25 protein-coding genes are annotated in these 22,540 nt (G+C 43.5%); 11 read left to right on the forward strand and 14 right to left on the reverse strand.

Translation table 11 applies throughout. The features are described from left to right. Positions 1-106: 106 nt before the first annotated feature. On the forward strand, positions 107-532 hold the full coding sequence (locus RB622_RS03960) for a hypothetical protein (protein WP_308045213.1): 426 nt from the start codon (positions 107-109) through the stop codon (positions 530-532). A 7-nt stretch (positions 533-539) separates the two neighbouring features. Then, positions 540-2,030: an IMP dehydrogenase gene (locus tag RB622_RS03965; RefSeq protein ID WP_308045214.1), complete on the forward strand. Its 1,491-nt coding sequence runs from the start codon at positions 540-542 to the stop codon at positions 2,028-2,030. A 73-nt stretch (positions 2,031-2,103) separates the two neighbouring features. Here the strand turns inward: RB622_RS03965 and RB622_RS03970 are convergent, their stop codons facing one another. Both RB622_RS03970 and RB622_RS03975 read right to left on the reverse strand, forming a co-directional pair. Next, entirely contained in the window at positions 2,104-2,478 is a 375-nt protein-coding gene (locus tag RB622_RS03970) for a hypothetical protein (protein ID WP_308045215.1), read from the reverse strand. A gap of 444 nt (positions 2,479-2,922) precedes the next feature. Further along, entirely contained in the window at positions 2,923-3,144 is a 222-nt protein-coding gene (locus RB622_RS03975) for a hypothetical protein (RefSeq protein WP_308045216.1), read from the reverse strand. 612 nt (positions 3,145-3,756) lie between these two features. Between RB622_RS03975 and RB622_RS03980 the strand changes: the two genes are divergently transcribed. From RB622_RS03980 to RB622_RS03990, 3 genes are all read left to right on the forward strand, one after another. Further along, the gene (locus tag RB622_RS03980) at positions 3,757-4,251 is read left to right on the forward strand and encodes a hypothetical protein (RefSeq protein WP_308045217.1); all 495 of its coding nucleotides are present in this window, start codon (positions 3,757-3,759) and stop codon (positions 4,249-4,251) included. A 110-nt stretch (positions 4,252-4,361) separates the two neighbouring features. Further along, the gene (locus RB622_RS03985) at positions 4,362-4,745 is read left to right on the forward strand and encodes a DUF983 domain-containing protein (protein WP_308045218.1); all 384 of its coding nucleotides are present in this window, start codon (positions 4,362-4,364) and stop codon (positions 4,743-4,745) included. A gap of 189 nt (positions 4,746-4,934) precedes the next feature. Continuing rightward, the gene (locus RB622_RS03990; protein WP_308045219.1) at positions 4,935-5,873 is read left to right on the forward strand and encodes a hypothetical protein; all 939 of its coding nucleotides are present in this window, start codon (positions 4,935-4,937) and stop codon (positions 5,871-5,873) included. Positions 5,874-5,944: 71 nt separating this feature from the next. Here RB622_RS03990 and RB622_RS03995 read toward each other — a convergent pair whose 3' ends face one another. From RB622_RS03995 to RB622_RS04030, 8 genes are all read right to left on the reverse strand, one after another. Continuing rightward, a complete protein-coding gene (locus RB622_RS03995; protein ID WP_308045220.1) occupies positions 5,945-6,697 on the reverse strand; it encodes a GDSL-type esterase/lipase family protein in 753 nt (250 codons plus the stop codon). 371 nt (positions 6,698-7,068) lie between these two features. Further along, positions 7,069-7,590 (reverse strand): DinB family protein, encoded by a 522-nt coding sequence (locus RB622_RS04000; RefSeq protein ID WP_308045221.1) that lies wholly within the window; start codon positions 7,588-7,590, stop codon positions 7,069-7,071. Between the two features lie 173 nt (positions 7,591-7,763). Further along, positions 7,764-8,156, reverse strand: coding sequence for a LytTR family DNA-binding domain-containing protein (locus RB622_RS04005; protein ID WP_308045222.1), 393 nt, complete (start codon positions 8,154-8,156; stop codon positions 7,764-7,766). 106 nt (positions 8,157-8,262) lie between these two features. Next, complete coding sequence (locus RB622_RS04010) at positions 8,263-9,078, reverse strand: hypothetical protein (RefSeq protein WP_308045223.1); 816 nt, start codon at positions 9,076-9,078, stop codon at positions 8,263-8,265. Positions 9,079-9,201: 123 nt separating this feature from the next. Continuing rightward, complete coding sequence (locus RB622_RS04015) at positions 9,202-9,693, reverse strand: hypothetical protein (RefSeq protein ID WP_308045224.1); 492 nt, start codon at positions 9,691-9,693, stop codon at positions 9,202-9,204. 25 nt (positions 9,694-9,718) lie between these two features. Further along, positions 9,719-11,182 (reverse strand): PKD domain-containing protein, encoded by a 1,464-nt coding sequence (locus RB622_RS04020; RefSeq protein WP_308045225.1) that lies wholly within the window; start codon positions 11,180-11,182, stop codon positions 9,719-9,721. 499 nt (positions 11,183-11,681) lie between these two features. After that, the gene (locus RB622_RS04025; protein WP_308045226.1) at positions 11,682-12,404 is read right to left on the reverse strand and encodes a response regulator transcription factor; all 723 of its coding nucleotides are present in this window, start codon (positions 12,402-12,404) and stop codon (positions 11,682-11,684) included. Next, positions 12,401-13,510, reverse strand: a complete 1,110-nt coding sequence (locus RB622_RS04030; protein WP_308045227.1) for a histidine kinase — start codon at positions 13,508-13,510, stop codon at positions 12,401-12,403. Before RB622_RS04030 ends, RB622_RS04025 begins: the two co-directional genes overlap by 4 nt. A 228-nt stretch (positions 13,511-13,738) precedes the next feature. Between RB622_RS04030 and RB622_RS04035 the strand changes: the two genes are divergently transcribed. The 6 genes from RB622_RS04035 (at position 13,739) to RB622_RS04060 (ending at position 16,854) form a co-directional block, all read left to right on the forward strand. Next, positions 13,739-14,155, forward strand: coding sequence for a VOC family protein (locus RB622_RS04035; protein ID WP_308045228.1), 417 nt, complete (start codon positions 13,739-13,741; stop codon positions 14,153-14,155). A 120-nt stretch (positions 14,156-14,275) separates the two neighbouring features. Then, complete coding sequence (locus RB622_RS04040) at positions 14,276-14,806, forward strand: SRPBCC family protein (protein ID WP_308045229.1); 531 nt, start codon at positions 14,276-14,278, stop codon at positions 14,804-14,806. 41 nt (positions 14,807-14,847) lie between these two features. Next, the gene (locus RB622_RS04045; RefSeq protein WP_308045230.1) at positions 14,848-15,252 is read left to right on the forward strand and encodes a VOC family protein; all 405 of its coding nucleotides are present in this window, start codon (positions 14,848-14,850) and stop codon (positions 15,250-15,252) included. A gap of 81 nt (positions 15,253-15,333) precedes the next feature. Then, on the forward strand, positions 15,334-15,711 hold the full coding sequence (locus RB622_RS04050) for a DoxX family membrane protein (RefSeq protein WP_308045231.1): 378 nt from the start codon (positions 15,334-15,336) through the stop codon (positions 15,709-15,711). A gap of 135 nt (positions 15,712-15,846) precedes the next feature. Continuing rightward, positions 15,847-16,416, forward strand: coding sequence for a 2'-5' RNA ligase family protein (locus RB622_RS04055; protein ID WP_308045232.1), 570 nt, complete (start codon positions 15,847-15,849; stop codon positions 16,414-16,416). Positions 16,417-16,599: 183 nt separating this feature from the next. Beyond that, positions 16,600-16,854 carry a hypothetical protein gene (locus RB622_RS04060; RefSeq protein ID WP_308045233.1) on the forward strand — a complete coding sequence of 85 codons (255 nt, stop codon included), beginning with the start codon at positions 16,600-16,602 and terminating at the stop codon, positions 16,852-16,854. Positions 16,855-17,139: 285 nt separating this feature from the next. Here the strand turns inward: RB622_RS04060 and RB622_RS04065 are convergent, their stop codons facing one another. From RB622_RS04065 to RB622_RS04080, 4 genes are read right to left on the reverse strand one after another with little or no spacing between them, the layout of a single operon-like run. Further along, on the reverse strand, positions 17,140-18,489 hold the full coding sequence (locus RB622_RS04065) for a sugar porter family MFS transporter (RefSeq protein ID WP_308045234.1): 1,350 nt from the start codon (positions 18,487-18,489) through the stop codon (positions 17,140-17,142). 2 nt (positions 18,490-18,491) lie between these two features. Then, positions 18,492-20,273, reverse strand: a complete 1,782-nt coding sequence (locus tag RB622_RS04070; protein WP_308045235.1) for a class I mannose-6-phosphate isomerase — start codon at positions 20,271-20,273, stop codon at positions 18,492-18,494. Between the two features lie 19 nt (positions 20,274-20,292). Continuing rightward, positions 20,293-21,228 (reverse strand): ROK family protein, encoded by a 936-nt coding sequence (locus tag RB622_RS04075; protein ID WP_308045237.1) that lies wholly within the window; start codon positions 21,226-21,228, stop codon positions 20,293-20,295. Position 21,229: 1 nt separating this feature from the next. Continuing rightward, positions 21,230-22,537, reverse strand: a complete 1,308-nt coding sequence (locus RB622_RS04080; protein WP_308045238.1) for an amylo-alpha-1,6-glucosidase — start codon at positions 22,535-22,537, stop codon at positions 21,230-21,232. Positions 22,538-22,540: the final 3 nt, after the last annotated feature.

A 22,540-nucleotide genomic window follows, 5' to 3' on the forward strand; every position in this document is an offset into this window, starting at 1 on the left:
CTGTCATAACCGTCTTACCTTTGTACCTGTTAAATGATTGGTGCATAGGTTTGTGGAAAAATTATATTTCATGTAAATGAATTTTTTTCCGGAAATAGTGTTCTCTATGAATATATTTATGGAAACAGGGTTTAAAATTGTTGAAATGCCCAGCCCGCAGTGCTGGAAAGTTGCAGGAATAAAGCAACAAGGGCACAGAACGGCAATTTTGAAACAACATGAAACGCCTGATAATAGTCTGACTATCAGGTTTTTTTGTAATATAATGCCTGCGTTTTCTGTTTCTTCGGAAGGTTTTGCGTCTTCGGGTTTAATCCTGACACAAATTCCGGCAGCAGATTTATTTATTTCAAAAGATCCGGAAACGGACTCATCTCTCAGTTCAAAACTTCAAAAAACAGCGCGTTTTAGTTCTCTTGTTTCAGCCCGTTTATTGGGAAAGTCTAATAATGTCAGTATTGATAATACTGTTTATAATGATTTCTCCGTAAGTCAAACTGTACAAAACCGGGACGCTCAAAAATCTAAATAAAAATAAAATGGCCCAGTATTTAAACGAAACATCAAGGACTTTCAGTGAATACCTTTTAATTCCCGGGTTAACTACCGCGGAATGTGTTCCTAATAATGTTTCTTTGAAAACCCCGCTGACAAAATTCAGCAAGGGGCAGACACCTGATATCGAACTTAATATTCCTTTTGTATCGGCTATCATGCAGTCTGTTTCAGATGATGGCATGGCCATTGCATTGGCTAAAAATGGTGGTGTTTCTTTTGTTTTTGGTTCTCAGGGCATTGAAGAGCAGTCTGCGATGATCCGCAAGGTGAAAAACCATAAATCCGGTTTTGTGATCAGTACTGCGAACCTGACTCAGGAGCATACTTTAAGCGATGTTATTCAGCTGAAGGGAAAAACCGGCCATTCAACCATTGCGATTACGGACAATGGAACCGCAGAAGGTAAGTTGTTAGGGATTGTAACCAGCAGAGATTACCGTACAAGTACGGATCGCCTGGATAAAAAGGTGAAAGAATTTATGACGCCGTTCTCCAACCTGGTGACGGCGCAACTTGGTATTTCTTTAAAAGAGGCCAATGATATTATCTGGGACCACAAACTGAACAGCCTTCCGGTTATCGACGAAAACAATAACTTTAAGTTTTTCGTATTCCGTAAGGATTATGACAACCACAAAGACAATCCGCTTGAGCTTTCGGATTCTCAGAAAAAATTGGTTGTAGGTGCCGGCATCAATACCCGTGATTATAAAGAAAGGGTTCCTGCTTTGGTTGAAGCGGGTGCGGATGTACTTTGTATTGATTCATCCGATGGATTCTCGGTATGGCAGAAGGAAACACTGCAATATATAAAAGCAGAATTTGGCGATAAAGTGAAAGTAGGCGCAGGGAATGTTGTTGACAGAGACGGGTTTTTATACCTTGTTGAAGCCGGAGCGGATTTTGTGAAAGTGGGTGTTGGCGGAGGTTCTATCTGTATTACCAGAGAGACAAAAGGTATAGGCCGCGGACAGGCAACGGCATTAATTGAAGTGGCTGAGGCGCGTGATCAGTATTACAAGGAAACCGGTGTTTACGTCCCGATTTGCTCCGATGGCGGTATTGCACAGGATTACCACATGGTACTGGCCCTGGCAATGGGTGCTGACTTTTTGATGATGGGAAGATATTTTGCCCGTTTTGACGAGAGCCCGACACGTAAATTGATGGTTGGCGGAAACTATGTGAAAGAATATTGGGGAGAAGGTTCAAACCGTGCCCGCAACTGGCAGCGTTATGATATGGGAGATACGGCAGACGGCCTGAAATTTGAAGAAGGTGTAGATAGTTACGTCCCTTATGCGGGAAGTTTGAAAGATAATCTTGCCGTGACCATTGGCAAAATTAAGTCAACCATGTGCAGCTGCGGAACGATTTCAATTGGTTTATTGAAAGAAAAGGCAAAAATCACTTTGGTTTCTTCGGTCAGTATCGTTGAAGGTGGAGCGCATGACGTTATCGTAAAAGAATAACCGGCTGTTTGAGCAATATAAGTTTAATATGAAAGAGCTGATTGGTGATAAGCCGGTCAGCTCTTTTGTGTGGTCAGATATCCTTAAAATGCGGATCATAGAAACTTTGCCAAACCTTTATGGTTTCCATGAGTGTGTCGGGCGGGCTTGAAAGATAATCCTTGATTTTGGTCAGGTTGCCTGATGGAGAATGGCTTGCGGAAGCCTTGACCAGATTAACCAGTAATCTGTCAATTTCAGTGGAATCGTCCTGCCATTTTTTACTGTATTTTTTGTACCAGGTTTTATTCAAAAAAGCGAAGCCATCATAGGTGTACGCATTGACAATGCCATCCGGGTCAATAATAACGGCCTCAGTTGGGTTTTCCCTTTCGAGCTCAATGTATTTTTCATTAAAATTTGTAATGCCTTCACCGAGCAGTGCGATGTTTCTGAGCGATTTTATCATGGCTTTAATAGAATTATTTCCGATTGGGTTTGGGATTAGTTTCTTTGTCAAGATACGTGACATAATGATCATGCCAGGAATTGTCAAGCCATTTTTTTGTTAAATTTAGCAACCGGTCAATGTAGCGTTCGCTAAAAAAGGAACCATAGTTTTACTTATGGTTCCCTCTGCTGATGTTAATAGAGCGAGGTTTTACAAAAACCTTTGGTATTTTAATGGTGTTCTGTGACCGCTTCTAAGCTCTTTTTTAATAAAAGTACTGCTATACAGAATGTTTTTGAAAGTTAAATATAAGGGGGGATGGCTGTTAAAAATCGATCCGGGGAAAGTCCGGTTACGCCGGTAATCTTTGTTGAACTCAACCGGTGACAAAGATATCACGATGATCACTTATTTCAAACGGTTCATGACAATTTATATGAAAATGGGTTTACGTCTTTCCTTTTATTTGTTATGATTCAGGATTGACAGCCGGTTTTTCAGGTCGTGCGAGGCGTTGCGGATCAGCATGGCTTTGTGTTCCAGCTCAAGGGCTTCCCGGTCGCGGCCGGTTGACAATTTGCGTACAACAGTTTCTAATAGTTCATTCTGTTTTTCCAGCGAATACTGGGAGACTTCGGCTATGATTTTATCCGCTAGTTCCATTGCTTTTGCTTCTTCTTCCATGGATTTTACGATTTATGATGATGAAAGTGTTACGATTTGACGCTGACATAAGGTTTTGGTAATTTAAAAGTCAGAAATAATTATTGTTCCGGTTATCATGCTACCTGTGATTTTGTTGCAAACTGCCTCAGTTGTGGAATGTTTGCAGCACCGTGGTTCCGCACTTTTTCCAGGGTTGGGAGAAGCGGATTTTTCCGGCTTGGGTAAGTCGGCGTTTACAAGCTTTTTTGGAAAACAACAGTGCTTTTTTTGCGGCTTTGGGCACTGTGCGGATGCTTAATCTTATACCCATTTCTTTGCGAAAATTAGTGTGCGACCCGGCATCGGTTCTAAACTAAAAATACGAATAAAAAGCAACTTTTAAGCAAAAGAATAAATATTTTTCCAGCAAATATTATCGAATGGTTTTATGTTGTTTTTGTATTTTAAATAATTGATTTTCAAATTATAATAATTTCATATTGCAAAATTTACAGGATTATTTTTTACTGGTCGGTGTCAAAAAAATATCGCCTCGGGGATCGAATTCAGTATGCAGTATTGTTTACATTTGCACAGGACTTGAAGGTTGGTCCTGAACATTCACTTTGTACCGGTTTATAGTATTTTAAAATGATTAAAATTTCTGAACTTCCCCTGATTGTTTCTGCGGATCAGTTTCACGCGTCCAAACAAATTTTGCTCGTGGATGTGCTGTATGTCGGTGACGCGCCGCGGTCTATGCGGGAGTATATCAAAGAGAGCCACGGCGGGTTTGTCTATGAGAAGAAAACGTACATGCCGATAACTTTGACGGGAAATCCGGAAAGCCTGATTGCCAATGCGGAAAAAGGGATTCATTTTAAATTCGATAAGGGGTTTCAGAATGTCTACACGCTGGACGGAAATCTGGATGCTGCGATCTGGCATAAGAAGTTGTACGATCTGACGGACTTTGTCGGCAACCCGTCCATCGGTTTTGAACGGGAAGTAGATTTTATCATCGACAGATATCTAGTTAATTACATAGAATATCCCAAAGCGCCAACGAAACTGCTGGAAGTGCCTGTAAAAATGCCAGCCATTGGGACAAAAGCGATGAAGGGTTTGAAGCTGGTTGGGAGATAGTGATTTGTTTGTACGATTATTTCAGGGCGCCAGTTGGGTAAGTAATGGGCCTGGGACAAATGTGGCGTTTATTCTGGGGATAAAAAAGTAAAGCATAACAACCTGTCAGCATGCCCAAATTATATAGTATTGCCAGGCTGAAATGTCCACGTTGTCACAGAGGAAACCTCTTTACAAAAAGGAATCCTTACAGTTTCAAAGATTCCATGAAAATGCCTGACCGCTGTGCTGTCTGCAACCGGGATTTTCAGATCGAACCCGGTTTTTACATTGGTGCTTTATGGACCAGTTTCCCGATTGTGATTTTCATGATGGCTTTTCTGTCTATACTTTTACTGGTGTTTGTGAAAATGGATCTGGAATGGTTTTTCGTTGCCATCACGGTTATTTTACTGCTCTTACAACCCATCATCATCCGGCTCGGCAGGGCTATATGGATTAATATTTTTGTGGATTATGAAGCGGAATACGGAGAAGGTGACGGGAATAAATGAGTTAATAGCCGCATTTTCGCAGCGTAAATGCGTAAAGATATAGCGGGCAGACAGATATCCGATCTGCAAAGGTGTAGCAAGGAAAGACGAGGGGGAAGTACAGGCAATTTATTGGTCTGGTAAGGATAAAACGAAAAATTTCAGTGATGCGACAGGCATTCGGATCATCAATCATTTCCATAGAATATCATGAAGGTTACCTACTATTTAGACGAGAAAAACGAAGAAAATTTATATTGCCGGATCAGCGACGGGACGAACATGGAATCTTTTCCATTGGGTTATGCCATTGTCGATGAGGAATGGGACGAGGACAGCGAGGAAGGTTCTCCGGACGATCCTTATTTCTACACACTGATCCGTTTTAAGGAATTTCTTTTAGAGCGGTATGAAATGCTGGAAGACCGCGGCGCAGCCAATGTTCTGACCGTATTAAAAAATGAGGTTGAAGTTTTAACTACGGAGTTGGGGATACAGGGTATCGCACGGAAAATGTTTAATGATGAGAATCATTTGGCCGGAGTTCCTTCCTACGATCAGTTTTTGCGGGCTTTTGAAACGTACTCGAAACTAGAAAATGATGAGTATGAAGCGCGTGTGATTGACAATACGCTGGAATTTATCACGGAGGATGAAGATGAATTTCAAATGGATACACACGCCGGGCTGACGGCAAGGTTAAAATCTTTTGTCGATAAGAAATCGCATGCTGAAATTGCGACCATGACCGACAAAGAAATCTGGGGCGCTATTTATGTGGAAGCAGCGATGGAAAAGCCGGTTTTCATTTCTGAAATGCTTCGTGAATGGGAAATGTTCTGGGATAACGAATATGAGGAAACACTGAAATCCGGGGGGGGAACTGCTGATGTTGACAAACTCAAAGAAAAATCATGGCGCCAGTTCCAGGTTTTCATGGCTTGCTACAACGAAACCGGCGACAATATCCAGCTGGCACACCAGCTAGACGATATCGATCTGTACGCCATAGCCGTCTTGACGATGTTGGGTATTTTGGACACCGAGGCCTGCTTCGAAGGCTACTGCGAAGCGGAGTTTAAGCATAAGGATTGGGAAGTGATTGAAAGTGGCGGTGAACGTTTTTTTGTTAAAGGGATGGAGTGGTAAACGTGAGATCAAAAGTTATCGAAAACATATTTTTCGTCTAAAAAGCATGTTGTAAAAAGGGTACGGGCCATTCAAAGTATCCTTTTTTCAATTGCCTTTCCCCAGTATTTCCCCAGAACAACAACACCTGCTTCATTCGGGTGAAGATAGAATGTTCCCTGCTGACCTTTTTCCGGTTTTAACAATTGGAGATAATGCTTTTTGAAATATTTAAAAGCCTTCGTATCGCCTTTGAAGACGCGCCCCGGATCCGAAATTCCATAGCCTGAAATCATATTATCAATTTCAGGAATATAACTTTCCAGTCGCTCCAAACCTTCTGTAAGGTATTTAGAGCTGTTGTAGGTATTGGTACTATACCAGATCGGATGATGAACAATTACCTTGCTGTCGGGATATTTTTTAAGCACTTCCGTAATAATGGTTTGCATATTTTTCCGGTAGGCATCCCTGGACACTGGAGCACCATTCGGCCCTAGTATTGCGCTATCATTCGTCCCGAGTTTTATGGAGAAAAGCAGTTGATGATCTTTTTTAAGATATAAACTGTCCGCTGCCTCCGTTACCTTGGCAAAAAACTTTCCGGTACCCGGCAGCCAGTCCAGCGTAGTGGAACCGCTTTTTCCCAGATTGGCAAACAGAATTTCCTGCACTCCTTTTTGTCCCTTCAAATAGTCAACGGCATGTGTGGGTGGCGGAAAACCATTGGGGCCACCTTTACCCTGGGTGATGCTGTTGCCGATGAAGACGATGGAGAGGTTGGTTTTCTGGGCCTGGGCGTGAATAGTTATTAGTAGGAAAACGATGACGGCTTTGATTTTCATAGAAAAGAAATTAAGGTTCCAAAGAGCGATTTACTTTTTATTGCAATATTTATTCATTTTCAACTTCACTGACACCTCTTCTCCAATTATCCCCCAAAAAACTTCTCTCGGCAAATTCTCTATATTCGAGATTGAAGACGTCGTTCAAAGTAATATCTCGTAAGTAGTAGTGAAAAATTAGTTTATATTATTGATTTTTATAATAAGCTATTAATCATCCGGTTACTGCGCTAGTCGCATATAGCTAATTACCAACGACTACTTATGGTTATTTCTTCAAGCCGTTGTTTTGTTGTGAAAATATCAACTTTTCGTAAATTTATTTGAAATAAGATGACGGAACGGGTTGCAAATTAAGAGTAAATCAATGATCAATCCCCCAACGCCCAACGCACATGCCCCAAATGATGCTGCACATGCCAGGCCGAAATGGCAAGCGCGTCTTTTTGGGTAAACCAGATTTTTCTTACAGGATGGTAGTAACGGATCGCCAGTTGGTCTTCGGTCAGCGTGCGGGCCAGGAACATGTAGCGGGTGGTAATGGCTTCAAAAGTCAACAGGGAATCAGTGACAGGGGCGGTGAGCGAATCGGTTGTGGCTGACCATGCGTTCATGTTGATCAGTGCCATCTCGTCGTTATCCGGTTCGGTGATTGCCTTTTTCATCCGGAAATAATGCAGATACTGGATGTCGCTGATGTGGTGGACAATTTGCCGGATATTCCAGCTGTCTTCACGATACGTTTTGGCGAGTTCTTCGTTCGACAGATTTTCTACCAGCTTACGAAGTTGGGCAGGGGTATTTTCTATGGTCTGAATAAAGGAATGCAGGTCCTCCGCGGAATAGCTTTCCTGTGGAATAAAGGGGCCAATAGGGAATTTACGGTCAGTCATAAGGATTCGGAATGAGGTTTTAAGCATTGTAACCGGCAATAAGTGAATCGCCCGTTTCCAAAGTTAATAATCCTGTTGTTCTTTTTTGCAAAAACAAAGAGGCTGAAAAGTAAAAGATTCCAGGCCAAGCGACCCGGAATCTATAACTACCTAACTCCAATAACTATCTTACTTTATCCTGCACCCAGATATTCGATGGCCAGGCTCTGTTCCGTCTCTCTGACGCGTCTTCGGGCAATGGGAATCTGCAAACCACTGCTCAGGAGAAGTCTGTCGGATTCCAGACGTGAAACCACGTGATCAGGATTGACCGTGTAGGATTTATGCACCCGCAGAAAACCCGCATCCAGCATTTGAAGCAGTGTTTTCATCGTTTTTGAAATAAGGTATCGTTTGCCCTGAGTGGTGTAGACAAAGGTATAATTTCCGTCCCCTTGCATGTGGGTGATTTCGTGCGCTTCAAGCCAGAATACCCGGCTTGCCAGGTGAACGGTAACAACGTTTCTGCGTTTTTTTCTCGTCCGGCGCACTACGCCGGGAAAAGTATGACTGGTTGATGTTTTCAATTTAAAAAGAGATTTGGGATAAGCTGAAACTATATTCAAGTGTAGATACCTATTTTCAAAGAGCCGACCACTGACAGTTGACCGCCGATTGCCGACCGCCAAAATGCTAGTCTATTTTCTGAAGAACCGTTGTTGAGGTTGGTGTCGATAATACATCACTTTCAATGGATTTGACAATACCCACGCCAGGAGCCGTCCATTCGGCGATGTTCCTGTATTCGTTCGATTGTTCGTCCAGTTCGCCGTTCTGGAAAATTTTCGTGATCATCGTATAACTGTATTCCCATTTGCTGCAACTGAAAGTACCGGCCGGGGTGGTCACGTCTTCCACCTTAGTTACCTTGCCGTCGTCATAGGTAAGGGTGGATTCCAGTTCCGTTTTCATTTTCTGCCCGTCTTCGTCGGTGAATTCGAGTTTTACAACCAATTTTATTGGCTCTCCCTTAAACTTAAGCTGACTGTTAACAGCGGCTTTATTATCCAGAAGCTGATAATGCGGGAACCCCGTGATTTTGACATCCTTAACATATTCGCTTCCCTGGAGTTCGGATAGAATATTTGCATAAGCTGCCGGCAGGGATATCTCGTTGGTTGTGACGCCGTTCTGGCTGTATGATTTCATGATCAGCACCGATTCACCGTCTTCGCCCGATATTTTATTTTCAACCGTGTATACGACGATGCCCGTCGAATCCTTGACGCTCTTTACATGCGTTACCTGTTTAGAAACCGTACCATCTTCTTCCGAGATTTTATACGTATACGTTTTCCCTTTTGTAGGGATAATGGCGGTTGGGTCGGGTTTAGGATCACCGTCACCGATAATTTTGTCGTCGTCTTTACAGCTGATCTGCGTAAACATGCTGGCAGCGGCCAGACATGTAAAAACTGCTTTCTGCGCGGATGGGAGGATTGATTTCATTTTTACTTTGTTTAACATGGCTATGGAAATTAGAAATGAATAAAAAAATAAGACTATTGTGTGTGCGGTTTGGAAATCCGGACCGGAGAATTTTAATTTTAACGATATTGGATATACGTTAATTCAGGCGTGATGCATTTCCATCCGGATCATCATATGCAGGATCAGGAAAATGAACCCGCTGATCGACAGGCAACCGCGGATGAAAATAAATTTCAGCCACTTTTTCTGGATTCGTATGGCTTGCCCGCCCGACTCTGTCACCACATTGTGTATGGTCCTGTTCAGTGGAATACTGACTTTGACCGCAAGGATCAGATCCGTTGCCAGCAGCACAAACGAAAGGACGAGCAGGCCATAACCCCAAACATCCGGAGCCCTGTCTATGATCAGCAGCCAGATCAGCATCATTAAAAATCCCCCCGGATAGAGGATTTTTAATGGTGCTTCAATGACATGATCAATGGATTTTCTGATTTCAATGAAGTTTTTCGAAGGCAGGTTCTGCAAAACTTTGTGAAATGAAAGCAGGTAGAATCCGCCTTGTGAAGCGAGCATGAAATACACCAGCACGCTGAATAACCTGAACAAGAAGAAAATGTCTAAGAATTTCATCTGAGTCCGCAGTTGGTTGTTATGATTATTTCTCTTTCAGGAAATTGCCACCCGGGTTATCCCTAAACGTGTTGATCGTTTCGATATCGGCATTCACCTGGGCTTGATAGTTGACAAACACACCATAACCACCGCTGTTCGAAATCGAAGAATTTTTGATATCCAGTCGCGCATTTGTCCCATAAACCGCAATATTCGCCTTCTTGCCGGACACGATCGGGGCGCTGCCGCCACCGCTGATATCCACATATTCAAAAGCACTCTCCGGACTGGTCGAATTCGTGATGAGCCCTCTCCAGTAGCCCTGGTTGGCCGATACGCCTTTGATCACAATCCTGGATTCTTTCGTCCCTTTTGCATTCAGATAGCCTTTGCTTTCGATATAAATGGTCAGATCGCGGGCCACTTCAACCGTAGTTCCTGGAACGAGCTTCCAGGCGCCCTGCACCGTGAGGTTTCCGATAAGACGATAAGGCGTGTGGTCCTTGAAACCTTTCCACACCGTTTCTGTGGTTGTAGTTGCTGTTAACGAGGATTTTATGATTTCGATTACGTTGCGGCCGTTTCCACCCGTGAAAGCAGAATTTTCATCCAGGGCTTTTACCAGCTCGGCATCCAGCAAAACGGGCGCTTCGGTGTTGTTTTTAAAGGTATTGTTTTCAAAACCGCGGAAAGAAGTGCCATATTCGGCATGCAGGCCAAAACCGTCGTTGTTAGAAAAAAGGATATGTTTCAGAGAAATCTGTGAACCGTTGCCTAAAAGCGCGAATCCAGCTTTAATTGTGCTGATCAAAGGTTTGCTGCCTGCGTCTGTTATCTCGGCATGTTCCATTTCGTTGGCGTTGCTTGCGGAGCGCATGACAATACCGGACCAGTATCCCTTTCCGTTCTCAACGCCACGGAAACCTATTTTTTTGTCCGCTGTGCCCTTGGCGATCAAAATACCACCGTTGTCATTGATTTCCAGTCGGGTATCGCGGGAAAAGGCGATTACAACACCCGGATCAATGATTAGTTCAGCGGTTACGGCAATGTGCTTTTTTACGATGTAATCAGGCAAATTTGGGTTGGAAACACGGTTTTTGAGCACTGTTTTAACCGTGATGGCTCCATCAAGCAGGAGCGGTTCGGCGGCGCTGGCCATGATTAAAACTTTGTCCTTACTTTCACCGCTGGCATTGCTGATTGTTAGTTCGGCTTCGTATTCTCCCGTTTCATCGGGTACGAAAGTGGCCTTCTCTGTATCCGAAGTACTCAGCAAAGCGGAGCTGCCGGCCGGTCTTTTGGTCAGGGACCATTTAAAACTGAAAGTTTTCTTTTCACTGTCGCTGGAACCTGTGCCGTCCAGGGTAACACGTGATCCAATTTCGACCTGCTGGTCGGCGCCGGCGTTTGCGGTAAGGGAATTTGGTTCTACTTCGTCATCGGTACAACTTGAGAAAAGAAAAACCACAGAAGATAATGCGACTACTAATTTTTTATTAAACATGGCTAAAAATTGTGATAGATAGAAAAACTCTATCTGATTTGATTGGAAAATTGAATTTTGGAGATGATAAACATCCCCAGGCGGTAATCTTATTTTTTTGCAATTTTAGAGTAAAAAAATGAGTCAGAAGCAGGAAGTCACAGGTGTGTCGACGAACAACGGTTTTTGTCGACCAACGGTTGACAAACGGAGACAAATGTGTTTGCTACAATCGTAGCCCGCTTCAAACCCATCGGAGCGGCAGAGTCGTAGTGATTAGCTGCGGAATGAGAATTTTTTACTGCGTTGTAAATTCGATTTTTGAAATGGTTATGTCACCCTTGCAGGGTTATGGTCTGAATGTTGCTCGCATTTTCTACAATACTATCATCCCTTTAGGATTGTCAATAGGCTCAAACAACTTCATTGAAAAAAAGCGAGAAGGGAGGGATCTCTCAGGCAATTAACAAATCCTGTCGCCGCAAGTGGTGCCTGGAAGGTGTTTTAGATACGGCTATTGTTAATAAACCATTTTAAATCTGCGCTGGCAATCGCTTTTGTAGTTGCGGCCAATGGGCAGTTCTTTTCCGGCAATGTCCACTGCATGCGAGTGATAACCTTCTATTTTGGCAACAGAAACGATAAAAGACCGGTGGATTCTGATAAAATCGTCTTCGGGAAGCAGTTCTTCGAGCATGCTGATTTTCTGTTTGGAAATCAGAACTTTGTCTTTTAAAACGACTTTGATATAATCTCTGAGGCTTTCAATCCAGAAAATTTCGTTGACGTTAACCTTTACCATTTTTCGGTCTACCTTAAGATAAAGGAAAACGTCCTTATTGCTCAGCGCCGGTTTTTCAGCAATTCCAATCTGCCGACTGCCAACTTCAAAAATGGTAAATACCTTATCCATGGCCCGTAGGAATCTGTCAAAAGGGACTGGTTTGAGCAGATAATCAATGGCATTCAGGTCAAATCCTTCAACGGCATAATCCTGATAGGCAGTGGTGAAAATCACTTTGGGCGGGTTTTTAAGACTTCTCAATAAATCGGTTCCTTTCAGTCCTGGCATTTTTATATCCAGAAACATGAGGTCAACTTTTTGCTGCTGCAACGTATGAAATGCCTGGATCGCGTTTCCACATTTGGCAACGACTTCAATCTCACTAAAATTTTCGAGGTATTTCACCAATACTTCGATGGCATGCGGTTCATCATCTACCAAAATTGTTTTCAATTTCATATCTCTCCTATTTTCAGTCGTTTATCCAGATTTATTTCTAAAATTACAGCGTAAATATCTTCTTCTTCCAGAATCCTGAGCTGATGTGCGGAAGGATAGAGAATTTCCAGTCGTTTTCTGACATTGGCAAGTCCGATCCTTGAATGATTTTTCTCCTGATCGGGTTTGGCAGGCTGGTCCGGTTTGCTGTTTGATATTTTAAATTTTAGCGTATCGTTGCGCACCTGTAAATCCATATTGATCCATGCATCCCCGATTTTCTCGCTCGTTCCGTGTTTAAAAGCATTTTCTACGAGTGGCAATATCAGCAGCGGAACAATGCTGTGACCGGGTTCCATGCCTTTGATGCTGAAATTAAGGTCAAGGCGCTCTTCGTAGCGGATCTTTTCCAGCGCAATGTAGTTTTCAACAATTTCAACATCTCTTTTAAGATCGACGACATCGGCATTGGCTTCGTACAGCATGTAACGCAGGATCTCGGATAGCCCGATCACGACGGACGGCGAGCGGGGCGACTGGCATAATGTTAACGCATAGAGATTATTGAGCGTATTGAAAAGGAAATGCGGGTGCAGCTGCCCTTTCAATAAAATCAGTTCTGCTTCCAGCGCGGCTTGTTGTTTTTCGTACCACATTTTGAAAAATTTTATGGCAACTGCAATCCAGACGACGAAATTTGCCTGTTCGAAAGCATTTATTATGTATGTGTATTTAAGTAGCTGCTCGGTAAATGTGCCATCCAGTTTGTGCCAGACAAATGTTTTATCCTGTTTTTTAATCGTTTTATAAATCATGGGATCCGCAAAAAGAATTTCCAGCAACCGGAAACACAGGGCGGCCAGAAATATACATAGCACCAGAGAAACAAAGAACCTGAAATACCGTCCCGTGAATAAATACCGGGGCATGACCACATAGGCTATCATATAAAAATACAGCATGTGCAACGGCATGAAAATGAGTATCATCCGAACAGCAGACCAGTATCCCGGCAGCCCGACACCATAGATCATCGCCAGGATCAGTAACACAACAACCCAGAATGCACCATGCTGAATGATTCTTTCAGATCTTAATTTCAGAATCAGAGGGGCGTTAAACTTCATAGATCAAATATAATTAAAAGCGGAATGTAGTCTGTTTGCCGGTTAGTATTCATCGACAAAAGGAGTAATGCCGTCGACAAACTGCACGGTTGGGGCGTGTTGATTTTTTTCAATAACTGGTTCATGTCGCGTTTTCACCCTTAGGTGGTCTTTTTTACACCGTTTCTGTTTAAATGTGTGGCATTACATTTGTTGTATAAATAAAAGAAAAAACTAAACGATATCTTTATGTCACGTATCAACTCTTTTTTAACGTTTAATGGTCAGTGCCGCGAGGCGATGACATTTTACCAGGATAGCCTCGGTGGAGAACTGGTGCTGCAAACTGTAGGCGAGTCTCCAATGGCGGGACAATTTCCGGAATTTATGCAAAATCTGATTTTGCATTCAACTCTGGCCAAGGATGATCTGATTCTGATGGCCTCTGATCTGGGTGAGCAAGAAGGTTTGGTCGGGGGGAACATGGTCAGCATGTCGATTACCTGCGATAGTGAAGCGCAGACTTATGCTTATTATGAAAATTTGTCGGCAGGCGGAAAACCAACACATCCGGTACATGCATTTTTTGCTGGATTAATGGGCAGATTAACCGATAAATACGGCCTGAACTGGATGTTTTATTACGATAGAACGGGGGAGCGCTGATTAAACCGGTGATTAGGCGGATGGCGCAATCAACCCCTTAAATTGCCGTATTTGCCCCCCGTTGGATTTAATCAAGCACTGTACATTTGTATCATCACTTACAACCTAAATCATTGAACAATGAATATCCTGAAAGTAATCGTACTCGGAATCGTTGCCATTATCGGACTGGTTCTCATTACCGCTTTATTTGTAAAAAAAGAGTACAGCATTGAAAGAGAGGTCATCATCAGTAAACCTAATGCTGAGGTTTTTAACTACATCAAATTCATAAAAAATCAGGATCACTATAACAAGTGGGTCATGATGGACCCGAATATGAAAAAGAATTTTAAAGGGACAGACGGGACGGTGGGGTTTGTGTATGCCTGGGATGGAAACGATAAGGCAGGGAAAGGGGAGCAGGAAATTACAAAAATAGATGAAGGAAATGAGCTGGATCTGGAAATACGGTTTATCAAACCTTTTGAAGGTATAGCCCACGCACGAATGACGACAAAACCGGCGACCGAAGGTCAAACCCGCGTAACCTGGTCGATGGCCGGAGCAAGCAAATATCCAATGAATATTACCAACCTGTTTATTGACAGTATGCTGGGAAAAGACCTGCAGGCCAGTCTCGTCGATTTGAAAAATAACCTTGAAAAATAAAATAACTACTTTCTTATTATCCAAACCTTACAAGCAAAATTATGGCTACTAAAATTTTTGTAAATCTACCAGTAAAAGACCTGAACAAAAGTGTAACATTTTTCACCAAACTCGGCTTTTCTTTCAACGCCCAGTTTACCGACGAAAATGCAACGTGTATGGTGATCAGTGAAGATATTTTTGTCATGCTTCTTGTGGAGCCGTTTTTCAAAAACTTTACAAAGAAAGAAATCGCTGATGCCCGCAAAACGACCGAATCCATCATTTGCCTTTCTGCGGAGAACCGTGCGGAAGTTGACGAAATGGTAAGCCGGGCACTTGCTGCTGGTGGTACTGCACCCAATGAAAAGCAGGATCAGGGTTATATGTATGGCCACGGATTTGAAGATATCGACGGACACTTATGGGAAGTGATGTGGATGGATCCGGCTGCAGTTCAGGGGTGAAATGATAGAAAATAATTCCTCGAACTGGCGCACTAAATTTTTTGTGGTGTGTTTTATACATTCACTCAATCGTTAAAGATCATGAAAATTGCAGTAACTATTGTTCGGGTTTTGATGGGGCTGATGTTTGTGTTTTCAGCTGTCGTGGTGCTTTTTAAGCTGATGCCAACGCCGGAACTGACCGGTAACATGAAAACCTTTAATGAAGGACTGGCCGCATCGGGTTATTTTATGCCTTTTTTGAAAAGTGTTGAGCTGATTTCCGGCATCGCTTTAATACTCGGATTTTTTGTTCCGCTTGCAACGGCCGTCATTTTTCCGATTACGATTAACATATTTTTGGTTCATTTGTTTCTGGCGCCGGAAGGTCTTCCGGTGGCGATATTCATGCTGTGCGGAAACTTGTTTCTTGCCTACTATTATAGAAAAAATTATACTTCTATGCTGGTTGTTAAATAATTATGTCTTAATTAGAGCTGGAATTGGCGTATTTCGTATAAGGAGGACAGTTTAGTGATTTTCCGGAATCAGAATATTTTCAGATTGGGAAAATGCTAAATTGTCCGAAATTTTAGAAGTTTAAACCGGCATGGTATGAAAAAGGATAATAACCAGATGAGTTTATTTGCGGCGATAACTTACGAATATCTACTCGTGATTTCGTCTATGGAGGTGGAAAAGGATATCCGCTCGGTTAGGGCAAAACTACATCAGCTTGTTGGTTTGTCCAGAAACGTTCTTAACTCGGTTCCACACATCTCATTGTATTATTTTCTTCATGCGGGAGACGGTGATACCATGATAAAAAGGATGTTGGAGGCGCTTTCCGGGATAAAATCATTTCAGGTGAAACTGGAAGGTGTAGCATTTTTTGGACGTGAAAATTATGATCGGACCATGTACATCAAAGTGGAAAACTCGGAACCGATTCAGCAGCTTCATTTGGCGATGCAAAAAACTTTTCCATATAAGAAGGAAAAACTGAATCCACATCTGACTGTTGCCCGGGGCATACCGGCAGGGAAAATGGAGCTTATTGAGCCGAGTTTATCGGATTTTGAATATTATGGAGAATTTGATTGCGCGCAGGTTACGGTTTTGAGAAGAATGCTTGGGAATGAAGGACCGTATGAGCTCGTTAGAATAATCAATCTGGAAGATTGAGCTATTGAAAATGTTATATCGGAGCGGCTTTCTTTGAGCGAATTATCCATGTAACGTATGCTGACTAAGTAGTAGGGAAAAATTAGTTTATAGTATTGATTTTTATAATAAACTATTAATCATCCGGTTACTGAGCCAATCGCATATAGCTAATCGCCAACAGCTACTTAACACTGACGAATTATGGTAGAAGTTTTTAAAACGAACGTTACCGACCAGGAGGAAGCCGAGAAACTGATCAGCTTGATCAGACACCGGTTCAAAGGTTATGATGCCAACTTTGATCTGGACGATTGTGACAAAATATTACGGGTATGCTGCAAAACAGCTGGCATTCAGTCCGGGTTGATCATCGGTTTACTCGTGGAAGCGGGTTTTGCTGCGGAAATTCTGGAAGAGGATATCCAGATTTCCGAAAGTACTGTTTTGATCCACTAAAAGATGTGCTTGCGAAAAATGAAGGGTTTGGCTGAGGGGAGGTAAATAAAAACAGCGCGTTTTACTATTAATAAAAACGCGCTGTCAAAAAAAATACCGGAGAGATGATATTATTGTAGCAAGTAAACATCAGGCCGTTCCATCAAACCCCCATTGGGGTGGCCGATTTCAATTTCTGAAATGGTTATGTCACCCTTTCAGGGTTATGACCTGCATGTTTGTTCGCATTTTCTACAATACTATCATCCCTTCGGGATTGTCTATAAGTTTAAACAACTTTATTGCTTATAACCACAATTGCTCCATTTCTTCCAGCGTTTTTTCCTTGGTCTCGGGAATAAACTTCCATACAAAAATGAACGCGCAGAGTGACATCAGCATGAAAATCCAGAATGTGTACGCGTTTCCGATGGCCTGAAGGAGGATCGGGAAACACTGGGAAACGATAAATACGAAAATCCATAAGGCAAAAACGCAAACGGACATGGCCCGTCCGCGTGTGCGGTTAGGGAAAATCTCTGCGATCACGACAAAAGTCAACGGGCCCAGCGAAAGCGCAAAAAAGGCGATATAGGCCAAAATCGAGATGAGCACGAGATAACCCTTGGCCAGGTCGAGGAAAAAGGCGCCGCCAATTAGTGCGAGGCAAAGGGTCATACCGGCAGAACCCGCAAGCAAAAGACCTTTTCTCCCCACTTGGTCGACGTATTTAATGGCTACAATCGTAAACAGAAAATTAACTACGCCGACCAGAATGGTTTGTAACAAGGCCGAGTCGGAACCATCGCCCGTGGATTTGAAAATTTCCGGAGCATAATACATGATGGCGTTAATGCCGGTAATCTGGGAAAACATAGCCAGAATGATACCGATAACCAGTGCTTTTCGAATACCGGGCTTGAAAATTTCTACAAATGAAACCGACTCTGCGAATATGCCTTGATTGATTTCGATAAGTTCATGGCCGGCCTTTTCGGGACCATTAATTTTAGTCAGAATAAGAAGTGCTTCTTCACTGCGTCCTTGTTTGGCGAGCCAGCGCGGACTTTCAGGTACAAAAAACAGCAGGACCAAAAAGATAAGGGAAGGGAAAATTCCTGAGCCAAACATCCATCGCCAGCCTGTTTCAACATTCCAGCTCTCGTCATACAAGCTTGCAATTTCAGCGTTAACGAAGTAGATCAGCAGAATCCCGGTAACGATTCCCAGCTGGTTAATAGAAACCAAACGGCCGCGTTTATCTGCCGGCGCGATTTCGGTAATATACATAGGCGCCAGCATGGATGCGATACCAATGCCCAGTCCGCCGATAATCCGGAAAAATACAAACCAGTTTAAATCGGAAGGCACGGCTATGCCCAGGGATGATATCCCGAATAAAATGGCGGAAAGGATTAACACCTTTTTCCGCCCGATCCAGTCGCTCAGGACTCCTGCAAAAAGCGCCCCGAAAATGCATCCGATCAGGGCGCAGGAAGCAACCCAGCCAACCATGGAAGGGGAGAGATCGAATTTGATTTGTAAAAATCCGATCGCTCCCGCAATCACTGCGGTGTCATAGCCAAACAACAAACCGCCCACGGCTGCTACCAATGTGATCTTATAAACAAACAAGGTGCTCCCCTGATTTTCCATGGCTAATTGATTTTATAATCTTCTTTTAGATTGTCGGTCCGGACGTAGGCTTTGATCGTGGCACATTCCTGTCCCGCACTTTCGCCGTGCGGCGTAATGGTGTAGGCACCAACGGAAGCAGGAACAATAAATGTTTCGGCGAAATGCACGATGAAAGGCTCGAAAGCACCGTTTGGACTTTCTACAATGGCCTCACGGCCTGCAATCAGGTTCAATACATTGACAATGCCACCGGTATGATGTTCTACTTTTTTGCTGAACCAATGTCTTCTCGTTTCAATGAACGACTGTGCATCCAGCCCGGTGCGTTCTTCGCGCCAGCCGTCTCCGCTTTCCATTTCTTTTATCTGACCGACCAGATTTTCTTTGGTCCATTGTGTGGTCCTGTCCCATTGGATGTTTTTCTTCCCGTGCTCAAGGGATATCGGTCGTGGTTTTCCATCGAGGCCCATTCTTCCCCAATCCCATAATTTGAAAGTGAAAATAAACGGGGTTGCACTTATTTCCAGCACAACCGTGTCGGCTCCCGAACAGTGAATGGTACCAGCAGGAATCAGCACATGGTCGTGTTTTTTGACCTGCCATTTCTCAACATACTTTTCAGCATCAAAGATTGCTCCGCCTTCCTGCGCGGCTTCAAGATCTTCAATCATCTGCTCAGGATTTATATTTTCTTTCAATCCAAGATAGACGAACGTGTCGTCTTTGGCATCGAGAAAATAGTAACTTTCGTTTTGCGTATATCCCATACCGAACTTTTCCTTTATGTAGTCATGAAGCGGATGTACCTGTAAGCTCAGGTTGCCGCCTTTCATGGTGTCCAGGAAATCGAAACGGATCGGGAACTCAGCTCCGAAAGCGTTGTAAACATCTTTTCCCAATAAGGAAACCGGATGTGTAAAAACCAGGTTAATGGAAGGAATTTCGAAACTGTTTCCCTCAAAATCAAAAACGAGACTGTTTTCCTCCGGAACGCAATCGAAACCCCAGGCGTAATTCTGAGCCGAGCGGTCCAGATCAACGACCTCTTTAAGCCACTGTCCGCCCCATGGCCCCGGATCGAAAAACGGAACGACGCGGAACGGTTGTTGAATCGTTTTTTCAAGTCCGTCGGAAATGGCTTTTCCTGAAACCATTTTAGGACTACTCGGAATGGTCGTATCCAAAACAAAATCCCAATGATCCATAAGTGTCTGCTTGTGTTTGTCACAAACTTTCCAATCTACAAAAAAGCTTCTTTTATACTGATAGGAAAACGGCTCTGCGGTGTTGTCGGCGCCAAGGTTGCTGATCCTGTTGTTTCTGAAACGCAGCTGAATTTCCCATCTGGGCATATCGGCGTAAACAAGCATATCGGCTTTGGGGACAAAAAGGGAAGCGCCTATCCCGGCAACGAGAACGATTCCTTCTTTTACATCCTGTATCTCTTTCTGCATGGCAGCAACTTTTTCAGGATCGAAAAATGCAGCTAAATCCAGCGTTGTAACGAAGCCAAAAACAGGATCATCCTTTACAAACGGGTACACAAGTGCTTCCAGCTTATCCTGAGCGAGCAGCGCTGTCGAAACGTCAAAAATTGTTGCGGAAGTCTGCCCAAGTTTGATGTTGTTCAGTATTTCATCCGTATAAACGCCATGATAAGTGTCCAGCACGATGATCGTTTTAGGCGAGTTAAAGTCTTTGATTTTGTCCTGTAATCGTGCCGATATATCGGTCCAGCCGGTTGTACAGGTGTGCCCCGTTACGCTGACCTGAGGAAGTTTGTTAAAGTTTGACTTTTTCAAAATGGAGTGAGTTAAATAGTTAAATAACGAGACTGCCAACGCCCACCAGCGCGGCTGTATTGATTAATGATGCTTCCGTAACGATGACTTTTCCCCAAACGGCCCAGCCATTCCCGTTCACTTTTTGCTCGATACAGGGCAGGATAATGTCGCGACTTGCCATGATACCGCCCCCTAAAATCAGGATTTCAGGATCGTACGCATTGACAAGGTTAAGTGCACAGGCCGCCCAGATTTCCAGACATTCGTTGCGGACCAGAAGTGCCAGCGGATCGCTATCGGCAAATTGAAATATGGTTTTAAAATCAATTTTCGGCTGACCGAAAAGTAAGCTGTCAGCATGCTGCGGATATCTTTTTAATATTTCAGGCAGATTCCAGGTTGAGGCTTCGGCCTCTGCACAACCATAATTTCCGCAATTGCACTGCTCGCCTTTGACGTTGACTATAAAATGTCCGCCAAGAATACCCGCCTGAAAATGCTTTCCCCGCAGGATTTTTCCTTCAATGACGGCGGAAGTTCCAATACCGGTACCCAGGTTCATAAGCACCGCATTGTCATAGCCGCGACCTTTGCCATATTTCCATTCTCCCAGCATGGCCGATCTCGTATCATTTTCGAGGAACAGGGAAAGGCCCCAGGTTTCCTGCGCCCATTGGTTGAGGTCAATGTCGGGCGCGTCGTTGTATTTGTCATTGATCGTCAGTATTTTATTGTTGACCGAATCAACAATTCCCGGAATAGCAATGCCTAATCCTGCCATATCGGAAGGAGATAATGACGCCTGTTTCAACAAGTCATTCATACTTTTTGCAATCTCCGGGAGCCGTTTGCGCAAACCGTTGCCGGATTGTGAATCCATTTCCGTTGAGAAAAGAATCTCTGAACCGCTGACAAGCCCCATCTTAATCCGGGTTCCCCCGAGATCAATCGCCATTACTGTCTTTTGTTTCATGCTAATCCTGTTTCAAATTTTCTTTTTCAAATAAGACAATGGCATCGTAAAGTACACCAGCCTCACCACGGAAAGTACCGGAACCTTCTGGTTTATTGTCAACGGTATACCACTCGTAAAATCCTTTGTTGTCGATCACCCTTTTGAGCATGGGTTTCAGCTGTTCATAGGCCTCTTTTTGGAAGCCATTCAGGTAGAGCTGCTTGATCATTCTTCCTCCAAACCAGGTCCAGTCACCACCATTTTGATAGCCGTAAGGATACATTCCCTTGTTTTTAAAGCTGCCTTCGGGATAGGTAGGATATAGTGTCAGGCCAATGGTGCCGGCGCCGGACCGTTTTACATTGTCAATCATTTTATCCAGCGAAACTTTGATTTGCGCCTTGGTGAGCAGATTGGCTTCAATGGCAACCGCGGTTCCGCCATGATAATAAATCTCGTTTTCATTGAGACTGGCCGGGAAAGGCGAGCCGTTGAGATATACGTGTGGAATGAACTTTTGATTTTTTTCATCCCAAAGGTATTTCATGGTGTTTCTGGCAATGGCCGCACGGATCGGCAGCCATTTTTCTTTTTTTGCCGGAACCAGCTCCATAAGCCTGTCCAGAGCAATCAGGAACATGGCATTGTCATAAATATCGATGGCCAAATGCGTGTCTTTCGTCAGGTAAACACCCCAGTCATGTTCGGGCTGTACATCGCCCCAGTCCGCTGTGGTGGCTCCCCATATCAAACCATGTTTTTTGTCATAACGCTCGTTCATCAGAAACTCCATCGACCAGTCGAGTCTTTCGGCTATGGTTTTACTTCCAACCTTTTCACTTAAAAAAGCAGTGTCGCCGCTAAGGGTAATATATCGGGCAACAGCTTGTACCAGTGACGATTCCTGGTCGGTTTCCACCGTGTTTTTATGTCCGGCATAGTTGGGTTCCAGCGCATTGAAAATGTATTCATAACCTACTTTTGACTCCTTTGCTTTTTGAACCGGAATAAAACCGTCAACAATATTGCCGTCGTTGCCCTGCAACCTGAAAAAAACACGGAGGTTTTCTTTTAAAATTTCGGGCTTATGGGCTTCTGCGGAAAGTGTGATAAATGTGTTATAGTCCCGGATCCATACTTCGCCATAACCGTCACCGGCGTTAAAGCCAGTTTTAACCACGGCTATCGCTTTGGATTTTACAAACTGTAAAGTGCTGTCCTGCTCGTAAATACGCTCTGTTTTTGTTTCTTTATCGCTGGAAGTATTTTTCGTGCCGCAAGCCAACAGGGCAGAGGAAAAGGCAATAATTGGGATGATATTTTTCATTGG

Origin of the sequence: Dyadobacter sp. LHD-138, assembly GCF_030929615.1 — a bacterium.
Taxonomy (GTDB): Bacteria; Bacteroidota; Bacteroidia; order Cytophagales; family Spirosomataceae; genus Dyadobacter.

Excerpts from the sequence above, each read along its gene's own strand:
- RB622_RS03985 (WP_308045218.1), top strand. The coding sequence starts at position 4,362 with ATGCCCAAATTATATAGTATTGCCAGGCTGAAATGTCCACGTTGTCAC.
- RB622_RS04020 (WP_308045225.1), bottom strand. The coding sequence starts at position 11,182 with ATGTTTAATAAAAAATTAGTAGTCGCATTATCTTCTGTGGTTTTTCTT.
- RB622_RS04030 (WP_308045227.1), bottom strand. The coding sequence starts at position 13,510 with ATGAAGTTTAACGCCCCTCTGATTCTGAAATTAAGATCTGAAAGAATC.
- RB622_RS04035 (WP_308045228.1), top strand. The coding sequence starts at position 13,739 with ATGTCACGTATCAACTCTTTTTTAACGTTTAATGGTCAGTGCCGCGAG.
- RB622_RS03995 (WP_308045220.1), bottom strand. The coding sequence starts at position 6,697 with ATGAAAATCAAAGCCGTCATCGTTTTCCTACTAATAACTATTCACGCC.
- RB622_RS04050 (WP_308045231.1), top strand. The coding sequence starts at position 15,334 with ATGAAAATTGCAGTAACTATTGTTCGGGTTTTGATGGGGCTGATGTTT.
- RB622_RS04010 (WP_308045223.1), bottom strand. The coding sequence starts at position 9,078 with ATGAAATCAATCCTCCCATCCGCGCAGAAAGCAGTTTTTACATGTCTG.
- RB622_RS04000 (WP_308045221.1), bottom strand. The coding sequence starts at position 7,590 with ATGACTGACCGTAAATTCCCTATTGGCCCCTTTATTCCACAGGAAAGC.
- RB622_RS04015 (WP_308045224.1), bottom strand. The coding sequence starts at position 9,693 with ATGAAATTCTTAGACATTTTCTTCTTGTTCAGGTTATTCAGCGTGCTG.
- RB622_RS03970 (WP_308045215.1), bottom strand. The coding sequence starts at position 2,478 with ATGATAAAATCGCTCAGAAACATCGCACTGCTCGGTGAAGGCATTACA.
- RB622_RS04065 (WP_308045234.1), bottom strand. The coding sequence starts at position 18,489 with ATGGAAAATCAGGGGAGCACCTTGTTTGTTTATAAGATCACATTGGTA.
- RB622_RS04025 (WP_308045226.1), bottom strand. The coding sequence starts at position 12,404 with ATGAAATTGAAAACAATTTTGGTAGATGATGAACCGCATGCCATCGAA.
- RB622_RS03980 (WP_308045217.1), top strand. The coding sequence starts at position 3,757 with ATGATTAAAATTTCTGAACTTCCCCTGATTGTTTCTGCGGATCAGTTT.
- RB622_RS03965 (WP_308045214.1), top strand. The coding sequence starts at position 540 with ATGGCCCAGTATTTAAACGAAACATCAAGGACTTTCAGTGAATACCTT.
- RB622_RS04080 (WP_308045238.1), bottom strand. The coding sequence starts at position 22,537 with ATGAAAAATATCATCCCAATTATTGCCTTTTCCTCTGCCCTGTTGGCT.
- RB622_RS03975 (WP_308045216.1), bottom strand. The coding sequence starts at position 3,144 with ATGGAAGAAGAAGCAAAAGCAATGGAACTAGCGGATAAAATCATAGCC.
- RB622_RS04075 (WP_308045237.1), bottom strand. The coding sequence starts at position 21,228 with ATGAAACAAAAGACAGTAATGGCGATTGATCTCGGGGGAACCCGGATT.
- RB622_RS03990 (WP_308045219.1), top strand. The coding sequence starts at position 4,935 with ATGAAGGTTACCTACTATTTAGACGAGAAAAACGAAGAAAATTTATAT.
- RB622_RS04040 (WP_308045229.1), top strand. The coding sequence starts at position 14,276 with ATGAATATCCTGAAAGTAATCGTACTCGGAATCGTTGCCATTATCGGA.
- RB622_RS04045 (WP_308045230.1), top strand. The coding sequence starts at position 14,848 with ATGGCTACTAAAATTTTTGTAAATCTACCAGTAAAAGACCTGAACAAA.
- RB622_RS04060 (WP_308045233.1), top strand. The coding sequence starts at position 16,600 with ATGGTAGAAGTTTTTAAAACGAACGTTACCGACCAGGAGGAAGCCGAG.
- RB622_RS04055 (WP_308045232.1), top strand. The coding sequence starts at position 15,847 with ATGAAAAAGGATAATAACCAGATGAGTTTATTTGCGGCGATAACTTAC.
- RB622_RS03960 (WP_308045213.1), top strand. The coding sequence starts at position 107 with ATGAATATATTTATGGAAACAGGGTTTAAAATTGTTGAAATGCCCAGC.